Genomic DNA, 18,377 nt, shown 5'->3' on the forward strand with positions numbered 1-18,377 from the left:
GTTATAGCTTGAGTATTTAATTTAACCGTTCTTGACGATAAAAGTAAGTACAGAGATTAAGCTTGGCGTTTAAAATTATCTAAAATAATACCCGTTGCCATGGCTACATTGAGAGATTCTGCACCACCAAAAGCGGGGATGGTTATCTTATCTGTTACCAATGCTGCGCAAGCTTGACGTATTCCATGAGACTCACTACCCATTAACAAAACACCTTGGCCTGTAAATTGAGTTTTATGCACGCTTTTTCCATCTAAAAAAGCGCCATAAATAGGTAAGTTTAAACCACTTAAGTACGCAGGCAACTCAACTTGACTCACTGAGACTCTAACAAACGAGCCCATAGTGGCGCTAATAGTTTTAGGGTTATAAGCATCGGCACTATCTGTGCTGGTGACAATATGCTTGATCCCATACCAATCAGCTACTCTGATAATGGTACCTAAGTTGCCTGGATCAGATACGCCATCAAGGGCTAAGATTAAACCGCTTGCCTGCGGTGCACTCGCTGTTGGCATGTCAACTATCGCAATAGCTGCATTATTACTCACTAAAGTACTTGCTTTAGTTAACACATCTTCATCGGCTGCAATTAAGTTAACGTGTTGATACTTATCTTGATAGCTATCGATGAAGCTTTGCGTTGCAAAAACGTCTTTGGCTTTTAATGGACTATTTAGTAACTCTAATACGTTTTTTTCACCTTGAACAAGATATTGACTATATTGTTTACGGTACTTTTTTTGGCCAAGCTGGCGAATAAGTTTGAGTTGGTTTTTTGAAATCATAATAGCCCCATTAAATTATCTGCTCAGTATACCAGAGATGATTTAAAGTGCAGCCCTACAAACATTAAAACCAATAAAATCACACTACAAACAACAAGCTAGGATAATGATAAAGATTGTTTTCATTACCAAAAAAAGGTAAATTTACAAAAAACAGCATGGATATATTTTTTTAATGGAATCAACACACCCAACCCCAGACGAGCCTAACAAAACAAACACCCAAAGTGCATCGCCAATTTTTAGCGGGAAAGTACAATTTAAGGGTAAAGCTGCTGAGTATTTTGGTATTTGGATTGTCAATATTTTACTCAGCGTTATTACACTCGGTATTTACTCAGCATGGGCAAAAGTACGCACATACCGCTACTTTTATGGTCACACACGTATAGACGGACACGGCTTTGACTACTTAGCAACACCGATGCAAATTTTAAAAGGCCGTATTTTAGCGGTGGCGGTTTTTTAATTTATACCTTTGCCACCAGCTTCTTACCTATTATTGGTTTATTGTTTGCTATTGGATTTCTATTTCTAATGCCATGGATTATTAACCAAGGCCTACGGTTTAATATGCGTATGACTCGCCACCGAAATGTGTGTTTTTCGTTTCAAGGTAATTATGGCGAAGCCTTTGTTAACTTTATCCTACTGCCGATTGCAAGCATATTTACTTTATATTTATTAATGCCTTATGTTTTAAAGCGTATCGACAGCTATATTCACAGTAACATTAGCTACGGCGACAAACCACTGACGGTGAACTTAAAAGGTGAAACCTATTACCTCACAGCACTTATTTGTTTTGTAGTTAGTTCTATCACTATGGTGATATTTATGGCCATTTTAGGTTTTTTTGGTCTCGATTTACTAAACGCAGAAAACCAACAAAATATACAAGACCCATCTGCGATGATAATTATGTTTGCTGCTTTAATGGCCGCTTATGTGTTTATGATTACTATAGTAACTGCTGTGTGGAAAGCTGCTATCCGTAACCATATTATTGATAATAGCCAGTTTGAAGGTGTAGCAACGTTTAAGTCAGAACTAAAACCTGTACCTTTTGCTATGTTACTTTTAACAAACATGCTCGCTATTGTATTTTCTTTAGGACTTGCTTACCCGTGGACAAAAGTACGTACATCAAAAATGCTCGCTGATGTAACTACGGTGAATATTTATTCTGGCGCATTAAACTTAATCGATACTCAACAAGCACAGCAATCATCTTTCGCTGAAGAAGCTGCAAATGTATTTGATATAGACCTTTCATTAACTTAAGAGCTCATCATGCATGTAAAAGGACATTACTTTCCTAAGGTATCGAGTAATTATCAAGAGTGTGTCGCAAGTATTAGCGACACACATATTGACATAAAACACGATGAATACATTATAACTCGCCACGCCATTACTGAACTTAATTTAAATTCAGGTATGGCTGGTCTTGCCGACGAGTTAAGCTTTACCGATGGCAGTCGATTTATTCCACTAGATGTAAATTACAGGTGGCCATTTAAATCAAATAATCATCAGATAATGGAACGCCTAGAAAAAAGTAAATGGGCTATTTTAGCTGCCGTTATAGTTACACCACTGTTTATGTGGCTAGCGCTTTACAAAGCAGTGCCAGCAATTGCGGTTTATAGCATAGATACACTGCCGCATAATGTGATTAATCAAATGGGTGAACAAAGCTTTACGGTGATTAAAAAGTTAGCGCTCGATGATAGCGAATTGCCGGTTGAACAACAAACTAAGATACAACAACATTTTAATACCATGCTTGAGCAACTATCACTTGATAAATCGATATATCGATTATCTTTTTATAAATCTGAACATTTTGGCGCTAATGCATTTGCACTACCGCATGGACGTATTGTGATAACAGATGAGCTTGTTAATTTACTTGTCGATCAACCCAATGCCCTAAAAGCAGTATTACTACACGAAATAGGCCATATAGTACACCAGCATAGTGTGCGCATTACTGCGCAATCAGCTGCAAGTACAATTGTATTAGCGGTAATATTTGGTGACTTAGAAGGTATTGCAGAAGTTGCTCTGGGGACTGGCGCGTCATTTGCACAGCAAGGTTTTTCAAGGGATATGGAACGCGAGGCCGACAGTTTTGCGTTAACGCAATTGGAGTATTTAGGGTACTCAAGTAACGACTTTGCCGATGCAATAGAGACACTCCAATATAGCCATACCAGTGAAAACGAGCACCTTAAAAAAGTGAATAATTTACTCGAGTATTTATCTAGCCACCCAAGTGCACAAGAGCGAATAGATAATGCCAGAGAATAACTTACTTTATATGCAACTTGCCCGCGGTGTAGTAGCATTAACATGGATATATCATGGTTTTTTCCCAAAGCTTTATCATATAGCCCCTCTTGAAAAGCTTATGACCGGCAGTGCGGGTTTTTCAACTGAGGTGTCTGATTTTATTACCCGCTCAGCAGGTGTTGGAGAAATTATTTTTGGCCTGTGTTTAGCTTTATTTTATAAAAATAAATACTTAGTTATTTTAAACATTTTAGCGCTTAGTGGACTCTTGCTTGCTGTGATAATAATGCAACCACAACTACTTATTGAAGCGTTTAACCCTGTTACAACTAACTTACCACTTATTGTGTTAAGTATTATTTGGTTAAAAGAAATAACTATTACAAATAATACGAGCCTGTAAAACAAAAGGGTATGCGTTGGCATACCCTTTGTTGTAAAACTCTATTTATAATTATGCTTTAATGCCCACAAATGCAGTAGCTCACTAGCAATAGTGGCTGCAGCAATCGCAGTAAGCTCACTTTGGTCGTACGAAGGTGATACTTCAACAACATCCATACCAATCATATTAATGCCTTTAAGGGCACGTAATATCTTAAGTACTTTATCTGATGTTAATCCACCACATACCGGTGTTCCAGTACCAGGGGCAAACGCCGGATCTAAGCAATCAATGTCAAAAGTGATATACACAGGTAAATCACCTACTCTCGCTTTAATCTGCTCAGCAATCGTTTGCGCCGATAAATCATTGGCGGCCATCGCATCAATCACTGCAAACTCGTGTTTGCTTTGATCAAAATCAGTACGAATACCAATTTGGATACTATGATCAACATCAATCAGCCCTTCCATCGGCGCATGGTAAAACATGGTCCCGTGGTCGTAGCGTGAGCCATTACTATAAGTATCAGTATGGGCATCAAAATGCACCAACGCCATTTTACCAAAGCGCTTAGCGTGAGCACGTAACAACGGTAAAGTTACAAAGTGATCGCCCCCTAAACCTAAAATTGCTTTACCTTGGCTTAAAATACCCGTCGCAGCTTGTTCAAGCTTAGCGGTAAAGTATTCAGCGTCACCGACAGGGTAAGTAAAATCTCCAGCATCAGCCAGTTTTAGGCGTTCGAACAATTTGAACGTCCATGGGTATTTTGTTTCTTCCCATGCTAAATGCACTGATGCACGACGAATCGCATCAGGGCCTAAACGCGCACCTGGACGTCCTGAGGTTGCCATATCAAATGGCAAACCTAACACCACAACATCAGCATTGATGTCAGTAATATTTTGTACCATTGGCTGACGTAAGAACGTCATGCCATTGGAATACAATGAGTGATCTGGATGATCAAACAAAGTGGTCATATTAAAGCTCTTCTAAATAAGTATAACCGTCTAAACCTGCTTGCAATTCATCAAGCACACTTTGCTGCTCATCTGCTGGTAATTTTGCAGCCACTAGCTGTGCGTACGATGATTGAAAACCTTCTACATCAAGATGAACATAGCGCATCATGTCAGCTACAGTGTCACCTTGGTTTATTTCTACAATGCTTGCGTCGCCTTGCTCATCCATGTGTACCATTGCACTGTGGGTGTCGCCAAATAGGTTATGCATGTCACCTAAAATTTCTTGGTATGCCCCCACTAAGAAAAAGCCCATTAAATAGGGTTTTTCAGCACTAAATGCCGGCACTGGTAAGGTACTCTCAATGCCTTGCCCATCAACGTAATGATCTAGTGCACCGTCAGAGTCACAGGTAATATCTAACAATACTGCGCGTCTTTGTGGTGCCTCAGTTAAGCCACTCAATGGCAATACCGGAAATACTTGGTCGATTCCCCACGCATCAGGCAATGACTGAAACAATGAGAAATTAACAAAAAACTTATCCGCTAAACGGGCATTAAGTTCATCTATTATCGGGCGATGAAAACGGTTTTTGTTATCCATGTGTTTATTAAGCTCATAACACACACGTAAATTTATTTGCTCAGCCCAGGCGCGTTGAGTTAAATCTAATAATCCCATCGCAAACTGGTTATGTGCTTCAGCTAAATCACCTTGGCTATCATGATATATCTCAATTAATGCACGGTCGTCTGTCAGCACATGAAGTTGCTGCCACGACAGCCACATGTTATTAAGCAATAATGGCGCGTCATCTGCTGGCGCTTGAATTTCTTCCGGCTCATAACTTTCAGTGCCAATCACATTAGAGATAAGCACTGCATGATGCGCTGTTAATGCACGCCCAGACTCAGAAATAATAGTCGGGAATGGTTGCTCGTACTGCTTACAAATATCACCAATGGTGTAGACAATATTATTTGCATACTCAGCTAAGCTATAGTTCATCGAGTTGTGAGACTGGCTCCGTGTGCCGTCGTAATCAACCGCTAAACCGCCACCGACATCTAAACATTCAATTTGTGCACCGAGTTTGCGTAGTTCACAATAAAAACGCGCCGCTTCGCTAACACCTAAACGCACATCGCGAATATTCGCCATTTGCGAGCCTAAGTGAAAATGCACCAACTGAACTAAATCAAGTTGATCAGTCTCTTTTAAACGATTAACAACATGTAATACTTGTGAAGCGGATAAACCAAATTTTGATTTTTCACCGCCGCTAGCTTGCCATTTTCCTTTACCCTGCGACGCTAAGCGCACGCGAATACCAATACGCGGTTTTACGTTCAGCTCTTTAGCTTGGCTTAGTACCATGTCCAGCTCAGACAGTTTCTCAAGTACGATGTACACTTTATGGCCTAACTTTTCGCCAATTAATGCTAAGCGCACATATTCTTTGTCTTTGTAGCCATTACACACAATCACTGCACTGGTTTTTTCAGCTAATGCCAATACTGTTAATAGCTCAGGCTTACTGCCCGCCTCTAAACCGAGTTGTTTCTTTTCTACGTTCGCTTGGCTTGCAACAATTTCTTCGACCACTTCGCGCTGTTGGTTTACTTTAATTGGATAAACAAGCAAGTAATCTTTTGGATAACCATAGCTTTCAATCGCAGTATTAAATGCAGCACATAAGCTGTGCACGCGGTGATGCAAAATTTGTGGAAAACGAACCAACGCAGGTAAACTCAAGCCTTTATCTTCAAGTTGTTTTGCAATATCAATAAGTGCGATGGTTTGCTCTGGGGCATCAGCCTTGGGCGCAACATACACATCACCTTGATCATTAATACCAAAAAAACCTTGGCTCCAATGACGAACATTGTAACTCGTGCGAGCTTGTTCTAGTGATGTTGTCTCTTTCATTTATCTTTCTCTTTTATTTGATGAATGCCTTGCGGCTGTTGCGCGCATTAAAGGAAAAATAGCTTATCAAGTCCAACAAGTATTTTTGCTCGTAACGAGTGAGTTTTAGTGTTGATAACAACGGCCCTTTTATTTGTTGGGCACTGGAGTATTTAGTATAAAAAATAGAAGGCTTAAAAGGGAATATATATATAAAAGTTAGCCGAAAACGTGACTCTCAATGATAAAAGTGGCGCTGACCAAGGCCATTTAAGCATATAAATGTCGACTTATATCCGTGTATAAGCCGTAGTTGTGTAGGAGATTAAATCGATGAAGTACTCAAAAACTAAAACACAAAGCGTAGACAGTTTCTAGCTACTAATCAGCCTTATTGACTGAGCCCTAACTCCATAAACAAGCTATGTGGATTATCGGTATAATTACCAAAACTTGCACAGCGTTTAAAACCTAAATTTTCATACAGACTAATCGATTCAGCCTGTTTCGGGCCTGTTTCTAACCGGATCAAAGGGATCTCTTCTTCGCCAGCATGATGCAATAAAATTTGCATTATACGCCGAGACAAGCCTTTACCACGATGACTTGGTTTGACATATAGACGGCGTATTTCACCATAAGGTACTGTGTCGAACTGTCTGACAATCGCACCACATGCAACAATACCCTCCTCGCTTTTTAAGCCAATGGCGTACACATTAGCTTGACCAAGCTCACTCACCGACAGCGATTGCGCCGTGGCTACTGGGTACAGAGAATTTATAAGCCTATCGATATCAGAAAAAACATTAATCACATCCGGATCATCAGGGGTTAAGTCGACTAACTGCATAAAAGCTCTAATTATATTTATTGTTTGATAACAAACTATACCGAATTGTTGCAAATGAACAACCCAGAACTATGGATTTTTCATTTATTTGCTGTCTTATTAGTCACGACTTTGTCGTATGTCAAAATAACAGCATTTAGCTATTTTCTAAAAAGTAGCAAACACGTCAAGATAATAGTTTGCTGTGGTGTTAAACGTTAGCGACTTTTATAAAAATACGGGTTAAAAAATAAATTAACGACTAAAGCTTTAACGCCCTGCGTCGATAAATAGCTAAGTTAACGTTAAAGGAATAACAATGAAACTCCCCAATCTTGGTCAAGCGCAGCAAATAGCTTTGCAAACGGTGTCGGCCAATCGCGCCACGGAGTTTAAAGCCGCCGCTTCTCTTGTCGAACCACAAGACCTCCTTTCAACGCTCGAAGACGCAGCAAGTACGCCCCTTTATGATCCATTCAAAGGCCGCAAACTTAATCAAGATTACACCCCTCTTCTTACATTGGTATGAACCGTTATAAAGTCACCTCTAGCACCACCATTAACATAGGTGAACCGATTAAAGAACCGACCTATCGCTATGGTGACTTTACAGATCCCGATGATATAAATGCTTTTTTAGATCAAGTAGACCGGCTTGAAGGTGAACATAAATTTATGTTCCAACACCTAAAACCAACACAAGAACTACTTGATTTGGTGCAAAAAATGAGTGATGAAGAGCTTGCTGTATTTAGTCAATTTGTTGTTACAACATCTAGCTATCACTTTGGCACAGAAAACAACAACAGCAGTGCACAGTTAATTTCAGCTTTAAGCAAACTGTCAGATGATGCCTTGAGCAGTACCCTCGCAACAATGGATAAATTATTACAACAAGGGAATGATTATAAGAAGCCGGTGTCACCATTAGGTGAAAATGAGCATGGTAATGAAAGAGTCGAAATGATCAGTATGCCTGAAACCATAAACTGGTTTAAATCAAACTATAAGGCTAACAGTGCAAAATATGAATTGGCAAATGACTACACCAATTTATTAATAGAAAAAAACCTCAGCGAAGATCAACTTATGCAGTTAAATGACCACTTATCTGCCAGTACCCTCGAGCAAAGCAATAGTATTATCGACATGATGAACCTAGTGAAAACTCACCAAAACGATGATGTATTGGCAATGCTCAATGAAGTTGATAAAGACAGTGAAGCTAACTTATTACATTACCTTGCACAGCAAACTAATTATCAAGCCAATAAGCAGTATTACCAAATGGATAATGGTAGGTTTATTGCACAGCAAGATAATATTAGCTCTGACTCTAATAGACGTGAGCTGTATAACACTATCTTAAATGCCTATAACGACATTGGTATGGGCTGGATTAACGATACGCTAGAGCAATTCACTGGGACTCCAGCACAGATCCAAAACGAATTATGGCAAACACTACTTGATCATAAAGAAAAACTGCCAGAGCAATTTACTCGCTCAGATTCGGTTGAGGCATGGGCAATAAATAATATTGCTCGGATAGAAGGTGCATTTCACGTAAAACAAATGAATAAAATTTATGATTATAATAGCGAGCGACTCGTGCCTGACTTGATCGGCCAACTTACCTTTTACAGCAGCGGCAATATTGGCAGTTCAGCTGATAGTAAAGAGCCCAAAACTGACTAATTCTAAATCAATCAACTGTAGTCAAAGAACTTGCGATGCTCTGCTCCGGCTAAGTTGGCATTCACCTTATTAGGGTGTTTATACTCACGCCAGTTTGCCACATTACGGCCAACATTTAATTTCGCAAAGTCAGTATCGCCCTCAGGCGACATTCCCAAAAACTGTTTTAGCTTCAACAGGCCGCCAGGTTCGCTGACATCAAGAGATAAAAAATCATCACGGCCTTTGAAATAATGAAACACTGCATGTTGATGTTTAGTATAACAAGCAGCCAAATCGCGCTCACTCAACGGGTAAATAGAGGGAAACGTTTGATGAAAGCTGCGCTTTAGAACCGGGCTAAAGTGCCCTGTTTTAAGATCAAGATGTGGCGCCATTTTTTCAAGCAGCATCGTGATGGATGGCAACCATGCTTTTAGGTCTCGGTTTAAATAAATAAACTTAGCACCAGGAAATAACCCGTCTAAATGCATATAGTCACTAAAACACGGTGCGTCAGATATAGCATCAGCTATTTCAAACGCTTTTTTAGTAAACGCGGTATGCGCAACCAACAAGCCCATTTCTAACAACGCAACACTGATGCTCGTGGTGCCGGTTCGAGGCAGACCGATAATAAATATCTTAGACATCTAACGTCACTCATTTTTAAAAGGCCGTTAGTATATACCTAAATGACAGCATCACCCACAGAGCAACAACAAAGTTAAGCGGTAGTTTAACCGCAAGCTCCCTTATTTATTATCCATATTACTACGGTGCCCATAACTCAATACTCGAGTAATTTCTAATTTGTCGCCTAAGTCATGCCAAAGCATCACAAAATCAGCTTTACCGTCACATTTATTGCCGCCATTTTGACAAAATATGTGAGTTCCTTTGGTCATCACACCAAAATCTTTAATGGTAAACACTTCAAACGTGCCGCTGACCAACTCCCGCGTATACTTGCCACATGCATATTGTTTAGTATTAGCTATCATGGAATTGCGATCCCAGGTAACTCCACCGTTATCATGATAAAACTCAACACCTTCCGCGAAGTAGCTCGCGTGCTTAGCAAGTTGTACTGGGTTATTACAATGATTAAAAGAATCAAAAAGTCCTGTATCTAAACGCATCATTTTACTTTGCAAATCAGTAACATCAGCCTGACTTACCAGCGGCATTAGTAACAATGCAAACAGATATAACTTTTTCATAGTCATTTAAAGCTTCTGCGTAATAAACGAGCCGATAACATCTCTCGTTTAATTTATTATTGTTGATATATAAACCATATCCCAGTGTTTGTTGCGATTCAATCAGTAACTCCGATTTTTCTATCAATATAAAGATAATGCTTTTTAGACCATACACTCTATTGCTCATTAGATATTAAACACTTTGTTACGCAAAAATACTGTTCAAAATATCTGAGCAATTTATACTGAGGGCAATGTCGATATGATCAGAGGTTTTAGCGTGCAGTTTACACAAGGTATGGAATATTTTTTTTCGGGCTTCAAATTAATTACCCAAAAAGGCTTGAAGCGATTTGTATTTATTCCTTTATTAATCAATATCGTGCTTTTTGGTAGCTCATTATTCTTTTTATATGGCTGGCTTACCGATGGGTTTGCTTATTTAAATGATTCTATTACCAACATGGTTAAGTTGGCTGGAGTGGCTGATGTGGCCTATTGCAGTATTAGTGATTTTATTTAGCTACAGTATGCTGTTTTCGGTGATCACTAATTTCATTGCCGCGCCCTTTAATGGCTTACTCAGTGAAAAAGTAGAGCTGTATTTAACCGCAAAAAATTAATGATGATGGCTTAGCGGAGATAGTGAAAGATGTGCCACGAATGCTTGGCCGTGAGTGGACTAAGTTGTGCTATTACCTACCACGTGCCATTGGCTTTTTTATCTTGCTATGGATATTACCTGTTATCGGCCAAGTGTTATGGGTGATGTTTACCTGTTGGATGTATGCAGTGCAATACAAAGATTATCCGTTTGATAATCACAAAATTTGCTTTAAAGAAATGAAAGAAGACTTAAAACAAAAACAAACTCTCTCGTATGGATTCGGCTTAGCAGTATTGTTGCTTACAGCCATTCCTATCGTGAATTTAATTGTTATGCCTGTCGCTGTGTGCGGCGCAACTCGCTTGTGGGTTGATCAATACCGCCCTAACTACCGCGAATAAAAAGCTCAGAGGGGACGACAATATAAGCCATTATTAAGTCCCCTATTTGCAGCACTTTTTACACTAAAACTTGCCGTGTATTAGCAATGAAATGATGCACTTCGCGCTCAATTTTAGGATCAACTGGCTGCTCTGGAGCGCGATCATTTGGGCATGGCATCCTTGGAGTTGTGCCAAACAAACGACAAATTAATGGCCGTTCATCATATACAGTGCATCCCTTTGGACCTAAGTGTACACAATTAAATTCATTTAATGCCGCTTCGTGCTCTGCATCGCTTTTTACCGGTAATCGCGACATTTCTTCAGATGATGTTGTCACTGGACCGCAGCAATCATGGCAACCTTCAACACATTCAAACGATGGAATGTTAGCGCGTAATCGCAAGATTACTTTTTGGTTTTTGTACATTTATATTTACCTTTTATTATGCTGTGCATTCATGCCGCAACTTAACTAATTCTCCATAAACCCTATATTACGCGTTATGTGCAGTAACTTGCAATGCTATGTTAGTGTAGACTTACGCCATAACGTAAAAAGCACAGCTAATGCTGTGCTTTTATATATCTAAACTTTACAAGCTTATTAACTATATAGACTTTGTGGCACTTTCGTAACGTTCAAATGAACAGTTACTTCTTCCCTATCGTGATAAAGATGCTTAGCTTGTAATTCATAGCTTATACCGTATTTATTAAGATCTTCTTTGATCATCGTTAAGCACTCATAAACACTGTCAAAGCGCTTTTTCATTGGCAGCTTTAAGTTAAAGATAAGTTCTTTCGCGTATGCGTTGACCGCCCAATCAATCATAAGACTGGTTACTTTAGTTGGTTTTTCTACCATATCGCATACTAACCAAGTAATATTTCTTTTCTCAGGGCGGTATTTAAAACCATCAACACGAAAGTGCTTAACTTGACCTGTTTGCATTAAATCATCATTCATTGGGCCGTTATCAATGGCGCTAACAAACATACCGCGACGCACTAGTTGATACGTCCAACCACCTGGGCAGGCACCTAAGTCAACACTGCGCATACCGGCTTGAACTCGCGCTTCACGATCTTTTTCCGCAATAAACACATTAAACGCTTCATCCAGTTTTAAGGTCGAGCGACTCGGTGCATCACTTGGCATTCTTAGTCGTAATATTCCCATAAAAAATGGGGAATTATTATAACTATATGAATGACCAACAAACGCTGTGTTATTAGTTAAAAACATGATGTGCATTACGGGGCGATTGGCTTTAGGTTCGCGTAACACGGTGTTTTGTTTCTCTAAAGCCTTTTTAAGTGGGGTAGAGATTTTTTTGCAGAAAGTTAACAGCTCCTTGCCTTCATTGGTATCGGGTGTTTCTACCCGCAGCTCTGAGCAAAGTGGAAAATCGACCGCTGCTTTTACTATTTCGCCAACACGGTCTTCGACGGGCATGTTTTCAAGTAAAGTGCCGGCAAACCACTGACGGGCAAATACCATATTTTTGAAATCAACCTTTTTGATGATTTCATCACTATGCTGCGCTTCAAAACATTCGTAAATAACATAGCCGGTATTTGGCTTTGCTTTTACATACCCAGCAAAACCTTGCTCTTGCGGCATGAAATGTTATTTCTGCAGCGGCATCATTTTCAAAACCACTACGGCAGTAAATCACTACACTTGACATAAAACCCTTTAATTGCTCTTTTGAGCGATATTCTCTATTAAAATTTAAACCGTGCTACTTGCACTAATAAAATAGTCCAACCAATAATAAAACATAAACCACCAACGGGTGTGATGGGGCCAAGCCACTTATAACCGGTGATTGCTAATAAATATAAACTGCCACTAAACAACAAAATACCAGCAATAATAAACCAACCAGCCGATGTGAGGTTAATTCCCCATTTTATTAAAATGGCAATCGCAATTAACGCAAGGCCATGCACCATCTGATACTCTGCCGCAGTTTTAAATACGCCAATAGCATATTCAGAAACACGGCTTTTTAAACCATGAGCCGCAAAGGCGCCCAACACCACTGATAGCATGCAAAATAAACTGCCAGTCATTAAAAATAGTTTAATCATGATTTTTTTCCTGCTAAAGATGCCTTTAAATATGCTGTTTAATAAAACTAGCAGCGTGCTCAGCGGCAGTTTGCACATTACCTAACTCTGTAAAGCCACTGCGTTTGCGTGGTTTTAAGGAATGATCGCCATCAGCTAGCCACACAAACTCTGGGCGTTTATCCAGTTGTAGCTGTGTTAATTCGTCACGGGTACCAAATGTATCGCGCTCGCCTTGGAGCACCATAAACGGGCATGGTATTTTACCAAAATGATCAATGCGTAATTTATCAGCCTTGCCTGGTGGATGAAATGGATAGCCAAATGCCAATACGCCTGAAATTGTTGGCATTGTTACTCGCTCTTCACTGACAAGCATTGATGCCATCCGCCCGCCCATTGACTTGCCACCAATAAATAACGGTAAGCTTGGCTGTACAACGGTTAATATATGCTCAAAGTATTGCAGTAATTTAGGCGCACGATCTGGCGGGCGACGCTTATTGGTTTGCTTGGCTATTTGCATATATTCAAAGTCAAATAAGCCAACATCAATACCTTGCTCTGCCAGCAAGCTTGCCATTTTCTGCATAAATTCTGAATCACTAGCGGCTCCAGCACCATGGGCAAAAATAAATTGTGCCAAAGCGGGTTGTTGGTCACTTTTAATCCATTCGATAGTCATATTAATACTCTTGCTCTTGTTCGACTAAACTCAGCATCCACTGCTTAAACGATACTATTTTTCCTAATTCAGATTGCGTTTCACGACTTACTAAATAGTACGCATTTTTACTTTCTAAACTGTGGTTAAACGGAATAACTAAACGTCCTGCATCAATATCAGGTTTAGCAAGCACACTGTTACCAATAGCAACCCCTTGACCATGCACAGCTGCTTGCAGCACCATTGATGAGTGACTGAATATTGGTCCTTGGTTTACTTGCACATTACGTACACCGGCGGTTTTCATCCACGTTTTCCAGTTCTTACGAGTGGTATCGTGTAATAAAGTATGGTTTGCCAAATCACTTGGCTGATCCAGCGGCTTTGGCCCTGTTAATAGCATGGGGCTACACAAAGGTACTAAGTATTCGGTATGCAGTTTATGCGTTTGCACGCCACTCCAATGACCACGGCCATAATAAATAGCCACATCAACATCATCGGTGAGTGAGTTTTCGTCTTGATCTTGGGCTTTTATTCGTACATCTATCTCAGGGTGCAGTTCGTTAAATAAGCTCAAGCGTGGCACTAACCATTGAATAGCAAAGCTGGGCGTTAAACTCACGGTTAATGAGCCTTTTGCACCACGGGCTAATAGCTTTTCGGTAGCATCAATTAGCTGAGTAAATATTTCTTTAATATCTAAAAAGTAACCTTGGCCTTCTTCGGTGAGTAATAAAGAACGGTTTTTTCGCAAAAATAGTTTTAAGCCAAGATGCTCTTCTAAAGTTTTTATTTGATGACTTACCGCCGCCTGTGTGACGTATAACTCTTCAGCCGCTTTAGTAAAACTCAAATGCCGAGCAGCAGCTTCAAATGCTTTTAATGCGTTTAGTGGCGGAACACGTCGAGACATAGTGATCAAACTTAGAATTAGTTTTTCTTATGGATAAGATTATATACACATGCCAAGGAAGTGTATATTCAAGACATAAAAAAAGCGACTTTCGTCGCTTTTCTTATCACGCTTTGCGATTACAAGTCGCTGGCGCTGGTATCCAATGGGCCAAAGCTTTTAACTAAATCATCCACGGCTTTCATTTGACTTAAATAGCCTTCCAACTTACTTAATGCAAGTGCACATGGGCCATCACATTTAGCTTCATTAGGATTAGGATGCGCTTCAATAAATAAACCCGCTAACCCTAATGCCATGCCGCTGCGAGCAAGTTCTGCCGCTTGTGCACGACGACCATCGGCAGAATCACTGCGCCCACCTGGACGTTGTAAAGCATGAGTGGCATCAAAAATAACCGGAGCCATTGGTTTCATGTCATCCATACCCAGCATATCAACGACTAAGTTATTATAACCAAAGCTTGAGCCACGCTCGCACAATACAACATTGTTATTACCCGCTTCATTAAATTTAGTAATGATGTGGCGCATTTCGTGCGGGGCTAAAAATTGTGGCTTTTTAACATTAATAATTGCGCCCGTTTTCGCCATTGCGACCACTAAATCTGTTTGGCGCGCCAAAAATGCTGGTAATTGGATCACATCAACCACTTCTGCCACAGGCGCTGCTTGATGCGGCTCATGGACGTCAGTGATCAAAGGAACATTAAACGTTTTTTTAATTTCTTCAAAAATCCTTAAGCCTTCTTCCATGCCAGGACCACGGTATGAATTAATTGATGAACGGTTTGCTTTATCAAATGACGCTTTAAACACATAAGGAATATTAAGCTTAGTGGTCACTTCTACATAATGCTCGGCGATACGCATTGCTAAATCACGAGACTCAAGTACATTCATGCCACCGAACAATACAAACGGTTTTTCGTTTGCCAGTTCAATATCATTAATTTTAATTAAATGGTTGTTCATTTTTATTCCTTAAGGTGCAACTGCTTGCATCATTAAACCACAAATATATGCCATATACGTGCCTACGCCATAGCCCAGAACGGCTAATAATACCCCAACTGGCGCAAGCGATGGGTGAAATGCCGAAGCAACCACAGGTGCCGATGCCGCACCGCCCACATTCGCTTGTGAGCCAACGGCCATATAAAATAGCGGCGCTTTAATTATTTTTGCCACAATTAACATTAAACTGGCGTGGGTAAGCATCCAAATTAAGCCAATGACGAAATACATAGGCGATTCAAATATAGCCGTAATATTCATATGAAGGCCAATTGATGCCACTAAAATATACAAAAAGCTGGAGGCTACTTTAGATGCGCCAAAGGCTTCAATATGACGTACTTTAGTAAACGACAATGCAATACCTATGGTCGTCGAAATAACAATTAACCAAAAGAACTTGCTGTTTAAGCTATATTCTTGTGCCCATGGAAAATTAGCGCCAAAGTAAGGTCCTAAAAAGTCTGCACAAAAATGCGCAAGACCGGTAATACCAAATGCAATTGCAATGATCAGCATATAATCATTGAGTGTTGGCAGACGTGCGTGCTCGGCTTGGTATTTTTCAACGCGATTTTTTAACTCTTCAATCGCGCTAGTATCCGCGCCTGTTTTCGCATCAATGGCTTTATGGTTGGCAGCCATTAACAGTAATACTGCCATCCATAAATTAGCGACAATCACATCTACCGTAACCATTGCTGAGAATATATCTCCGCCAACTTCAAACATTTCTTTCATCGATGCTTGGTTTGCACCACCACCAATCCAGCTTCCAGCAATCGTGGTCATGCCACGCCATACTGCATCAGGGCCATGACCACCGACTGCTTCTGGATACACTGCGCTCATGATCAAAATGGCCAACGGGCCGCCGATCACAATACCCGCAGTACCGGTTAAAAACATAATTAATGCTTTCGGACCAAGATTAATAATGGCACGTAAATCAATACTAATGGTCAGTAAAATTAAGCACGCCGGAAGCAAGTAACGTGATGCTACAAAGTACACATTAGATGAATGACCATCAACAATGCCAAAAGTATTCAATAGTGAAGGTAAAAATAGCACAGTAATAATGCTGGGACATATTTGTAAAACTTTTTCAGTGCGCTATTTTGACTGTTCGATGTTTTAAAAATAAAGCCTAATATTACTGCTAATAAACCAAAGACAACCGCGTCATTGGTGATCAGGGCAGTATGGGCGTCAGCCATGTAAATTCCTTAAAAGTTAATGGTGAGTTTTGTGATTATCTTCGAGTTCTTCAAGTTGATGCTGAATAATATCAATTGCAGGATCATCTGGACACTCATCGATAAAAAATTGTAAGTCGTCACGTGCCATTTTCGGACAATCAAGCTGGTTAAGTAAATAGCCTCTGTCGCGTCTTTCGTACGGATCATCGCCTATTAGCTCCATCAGCATCTCAACACAGCTCAAAGCATGACCAAATTTATTACTGCTAATAAAGGCCCACTTTTGTTGTGCTAGATAAAGCTTATACACTTCTTCGTCAAAAATGAGCTCAAGCGGCTCTTGCTCATCACCATTTTCTTCACTGGCGTTTTCAGGAATAATATACCAACTTTGTTGACCTGAACTCGGCTCAAGTAAATAACCTTCCTCATCGCTAATAGCAACATGGACATTTATTTCACTATTATTAATCGTTACATTTGCATCAAAACCTGCATGGTTCAGCAAATGGCATAATAAAATACCCAGTGTTGTTTCAGAACCACTGCGCATACTCAGCATATAGCTAAAACTATTTAAGGTGTATTCTGGGACTTTTAAACTGGATACGCTAAATAACCACTGAGTAAAAAACATGTCAACCAACGCATCAAACCGTTCGTGAATATCAGGGTATTGTTGGCATAGTTCGGTGACTTGATTTTCAAAGTCGCTCAGTGTGGCAAAGCTATCACTTAAATCAGCTTGAGGATCCCACTTCGCTTCCAGCGCTTATACAACGATACAACGCTTGGGGAACGAATGTGTCAAAAGCCTCATCTTGATAGGATTCATTTTGATCTTCAAACCAAGGGGTGGTCATTAATACGGCAACATCTTTAATAGAAAATGAATGACTAGTTTACCTATTTTTTTACACAGATACCAACGTAGCGCGCTAGATTAACGTTCAAAGACTGTTTAGTGCAGCCTTTGAACACGTTTAGTTACAAAATAAACGCTGTTTTGGCAACCGCCAGCTTACCAATGAAGGCAATGACCGCAGTCGTAACAACTAAAAACACAATTTTTATACTGGTTTTTTGCTGTTTACTGGCAATAATACCCAGTACAATGTACGCCACTACAAGAATAATCTTTTCAAGCAGCCAGGTTTGTTCTAGTGGATTAATTTTTGCAATTGCCATCAGCGCGAAAGCTGAAATAAGTAAAAACGTATCGGTTGCGTGACTACCAATAAATACCAATTTATTTTTAGCGATTGCACCACTGCCGAGGCGAGAAAATGAACGTACATAAAATAGAACAATGCTTAAAACTGCAATTGCCATGTGTGTGTGTTTGACTGCTAAATAATCCATATGCCCCTAACTACTCATTAATGTTAAAAAAGAAATTGTACCAATGTTATTAAACATACTCATTCTAATGCGTTAAATAA

The 18,377-nt window shown here is 39.9% G+C and carries 15 protein-coding genes and 6 pseudogenes; 6 read left to right on the forward strand and 15 right to left on the reverse strand.

The window, feature by feature from the left end:
* Positions 1–56: 56 nt before the first annotated feature.
* The gene (locus tag P4S61_RS02315; RefSeq protein WP_145240683.1) at positions 57–788 is read right to left on the reverse strand and encodes an RNA methyltransferase; all 732 of its coding nucleotides are present in this window, start codon (positions 786–788) and stop codon (positions 57–59) included.
* Between the two features lie 175 nt (positions 789–963).
* On the opposite strand from P4S61_RS02315, the pseudogene P4S61_RS02320 reads away from it, so the two are divergent.
* The 3 genes and pseudogenes from P4S61_RS02320 to P4S61_RS02330 all read left to right on the forward strand — a co-directional run bounded on the left by P4S61_RS02320 (position 964) and on the right by P4S61_RS02330 (position 3,489).
* Positions 964–2,072: pseudogene (locus tag P4S61_RS02320) on the forward strand (YjgN family protein).
* 9 nt (positions 2,073–2,081) lie between these two features.
* Complete coding sequence (locus tag P4S61_RS02325; RefSeq protein WP_337117709.1) at positions 2,082–3,104, forward strand: M48 family metallopeptidase; 1,023 nt, start codon at positions 2,082–2,084, stop codon at positions 3,102–3,104.
* A complete protein-coding gene (locus P4S61_RS02330; RefSeq protein WP_337117710.1) occupies positions 3,091–3,489 on the forward strand; it encodes a DoxX-like family protein in 399 nt (132 codons plus the stop codon). Before P4S61_RS02325 ends, P4S61_RS02330 begins: the two co-directional genes overlap by 14 nt.
* Positions 3,490–3,530: 41 nt before the next feature.
* Here P4S61_RS02330 and speB read toward each other — a convergent pair whose 3' ends face one another.
* The 3 genes from speB to P4S61_RS02345 form a co-directional block, all read right to left on the reverse strand.
* Positions 3,531–4,457 carry an agmatinase gene (gene speB / locus P4S61_RS02335; protein ID WP_337117711.1) on the reverse strand — a complete coding sequence of 309 codons (927 nt, stop codon included), beginning with the start codon at positions 4,455–4,457 and terminating at the stop codon, positions 3,531–3,533.
* Between the two features lies 1 nt (position 4,458).
* Positions 4,459–6,372, reverse strand: a complete 1,914-nt coding sequence (gene speA, locus P4S61_RS02340) for a biosynthetic arginine decarboxylase (RefSeq protein WP_145240667.1) — start codon at positions 6,370–6,372, stop codon at positions 4,459–4,461.
* A 370-nt stretch (positions 6,373–6,742) separates the two neighbouring features.
* Entirely contained in the window at positions 6,743–7,204 is a 462-nt protein-coding gene (locus tag P4S61_RS02345) for a GNAT family N-acetyltransferase (RefSeq protein WP_145240665.1), read from the reverse strand.
* 298 nt (positions 7,205–7,502) lie between these two features.
* Between P4S61_RS02345 and P4S61_RS02350 the strand changes: the two genes are divergently transcribed.
* Together P4S61_RS02350 and P4S61_RS02355 are read left to right on the forward strand one after the other, a co-directional pair.
* Positions 7,503–7,712 (forward strand): hypothetical protein, encoded by a 210-nt coding sequence (locus tag P4S61_RS02350; protein WP_337117712.1) that lies wholly within the window; start codon positions 7,503–7,505, stop codon positions 7,710–7,712.
* The gene (locus tag P4S61_RS02355; protein WP_337117713.1) at positions 7,709–8,881 is read left to right on the forward strand and encodes a hypothetical protein; all 1,173 of its coding nucleotides are present in this window, start codon (positions 7,709–7,711) and stop codon (positions 8,879–8,881) included. Before P4S61_RS02350 ends, P4S61_RS02355 begins: the two co-directional genes overlap by 4 nt.
* A gap of 11 nt (positions 8,882–8,892) precedes the next feature.
* On the opposite strand, the pseudogene P4S61_RS02360 reads toward P4S61_RS02355, so the two are convergent.
* Positions 8,893–9,507, reverse strand: a pseudogene (locus P4S61_RS02360) (sulfotransferase); the annotation flags it as partial.
* Between the two features lie 108 nt (positions 9,508–9,615).
* Positions 9,616–10,083, reverse strand: coding sequence for a DUF4440 domain-containing protein (locus P4S61_RS02365; RefSeq protein WP_145240768.1), 468 nt, complete (start codon positions 10,081–10,083; stop codon positions 9,616–9,618).
* Positions 10,084–10,363: 280 nt separating this feature from the next.
* On the opposite strand from P4S61_RS02365, the pseudogene cysZ reads away from it, so the two are divergent.
* Positions 10,364–11,073: pseudogene (gene cysZ, locus P4S61_RS02370) on the forward strand (sulfate transporter CysZ).
* Positions 11,074–11,131: 58 nt separating this feature from the next.
* Here cysZ and P4S61_RS02375 read toward each other — a convergent pair.
* From P4S61_RS02375 to P4S61_RS02415, 9 genes and pseudogenes are all read right to left on the reverse strand, one after another.
* Positions 11,132–11,485, reverse strand: a complete 354-nt coding sequence (locus tag P4S61_RS02375) for a YkgJ family cysteine cluster protein (RefSeq protein ID WP_145240659.1) — start codon at positions 11,483–11,485, stop codon at positions 11,132–11,134.
* Between the two features lie 177 nt (positions 11,486–11,662).
* Positions 11,663–12,749, reverse strand: a pseudogene (gene rlmM, locus P4S61_RS02380) (23S rRNA (cytidine(2498)-2'-O)-methyltransferase RlmM).
* Positions 12,750–12,786: 37 nt separating this feature from the next.
* Positions 12,787–13,155: a DUF423 domain-containing protein gene (locus tag P4S61_RS02385; protein WP_179959144.1), complete on the reverse strand. Its 369-nt coding sequence runs from the start codon at positions 13,153–13,155 to the stop codon at positions 12,787–12,789.
* A gap of 25 nt (positions 13,156–13,180) precedes the next feature.
* A complete protein-coding gene (locus P4S61_RS02390; protein WP_337117715.1) occupies positions 13,181–13,819 on the reverse strand; it encodes an alpha/beta family hydrolase in 639 nt (212 codons plus the stop codon).
* Position 13,820: 1 nt separating this feature from the next.
* Positions 13,821–14,717, reverse strand: a complete 897-nt coding sequence (locus tag P4S61_RS02395) for a transcriptional regulator GcvA (RefSeq protein ID WP_145240653.1) — start codon at positions 14,715–14,717, stop codon at positions 13,821–13,823.
* 119 nt (positions 14,718–14,836) lie between these two features.
* Positions 14,837–15,691: a 3-deoxy-8-phosphooctulonate synthase gene (gene kdsA / locus P4S61_RS02400; RefSeq protein WP_145240651.1), complete on the reverse strand. Its 855-nt coding sequence runs from the start codon at positions 15,689–15,691 to the stop codon at positions 14,837–14,839.
* A 9-nt stretch (positions 15,692–15,700) separates the two neighbouring features.
* Positions 15,701–16,953: pseudogene (locus P4S61_RS02405) on the reverse strand (DUF819 family protein).
* A gap of 16 nt (positions 16,954–16,969) precedes the next feature.
* Positions 16,970–17,798 (reverse strand): annotated as a pseudogene (locus P4S61_RS02410) (tetratricopeptide repeat protein).
* A 124-nt stretch (positions 17,799–17,922) separates the two neighbouring features.
* A complete protein-coding gene (locus tag P4S61_RS02415) occupies positions 17,923–18,297 on the reverse strand; it encodes a SirB2 family protein (protein WP_145240645.1) in 375 nt (124 codons plus the stop codon).
* Between the last annotated feature and the right edge of the window lie 80 nt (positions 18,298–18,377).

Source organism: Pseudoalteromonas sp. B160 (assembly GCF_037162485.1).
Lineage (GTDB): Bacteria > Pseudomonadota > Gammaproteobacteria > Enterobacterales > Alteromonadaceae > Pseudoalteromonas > Pseudoalteromonas rhizosphaerae.

Excerpts from the sequence above, each read along its gene's own strand:
- P4S61_RS02315 (WP_145240683.1), bottom strand. The coding sequence starts at position 788 with ATGATTTCAAAAAACCAACTCAAACTTATTCGCCAGCTTGGCCAAAAA.
- P4S61_RS02325 (WP_337117709.1), top strand. The coding sequence starts at position 2,082 with ATGCATGTAAAAGGACATTACTTTCCTAAGGTATCGAGTAATTATCAA.
- P4S61_RS02330 (WP_337117710.1), top strand. The coding sequence starts at position 3,091 with ATGCCAGAGAATAACTTACTTTATATGCAACTTGCCCGCGGTGTAGTA.
- speB (WP_337117711.1), bottom strand. The coding sequence starts at position 4,457 with ATGACCACTTTGTTTGATCATCCAGATCACTCATTGTATTCCAATGGC.
- speA (WP_145240667.1), bottom strand. The coding sequence starts at position 6,372 with ATGAAAGAGACAACATCACTAGAACAAGCTCGCACGAGTTACAATGTT.
- P4S61_RS02345 (WP_145240665.1), bottom strand. The coding sequence starts at position 7,204 with ATGCAGTTAGTCGACTTAACCCCTGATGATCCGGATGTGATTAATGTT.
- P4S61_RS02350 (WP_337117712.1), top strand. The coding sequence starts at position 7,503 with ATGAAACTCCCCAATCTTGGTCAAGCGCAGCAAATAGCTTTGCAAACG.
- P4S61_RS02355 (WP_337117713.1), top strand. The coding sequence starts at position 7,709 with ATGAACCGTTATAAAGTCACCTCTAGCACCACCATTAACATAGGTGAA.
- P4S61_RS02365 (WP_145240768.1), bottom strand. The coding sequence starts at position 10,083 with ATGAAAAAGTTATATCTGTTTGCATTGTTACTAATGCCGCTGGTAAGT.
- P4S61_RS02375 (WP_145240659.1), bottom strand. The coding sequence starts at position 11,485 with ATGTACAAAAACCAAAAAGTAATCTTGCGATTACGCGCTAACATTCCA.
- P4S61_RS02385 (WP_179959144.1), bottom strand. The coding sequence starts at position 13,155 with ATGATTAAACTATTTTTAATGACTGGCAGTTTATTTTGCATGCTATCA.
- P4S61_RS02390 (WP_337117715.1), bottom strand. The coding sequence starts at position 13,819 with ATGACTATCGAATGGATTAAAAGTGACCAACAACCCGCTTTGGCACAA.
- P4S61_RS02395 (WP_145240653.1), bottom strand. The coding sequence starts at position 14,717 with ATGTCTCGACGTGTTCCGCCACTAAACGCATTAAAAGCATTTGAAGCT.
- kdsA (WP_145240651.1), bottom strand. The coding sequence starts at position 15,691 with ATGAACAACCATTTAATTAAAATTAATGATATTGAACTGGCAAACGAA.
- P4S61_RS02415 (WP_145240645.1), bottom strand. The coding sequence starts at position 18,297 with ATGGATTATTTAGCAGTCAAACACACACACATGGCAATTGCAGTTTTA.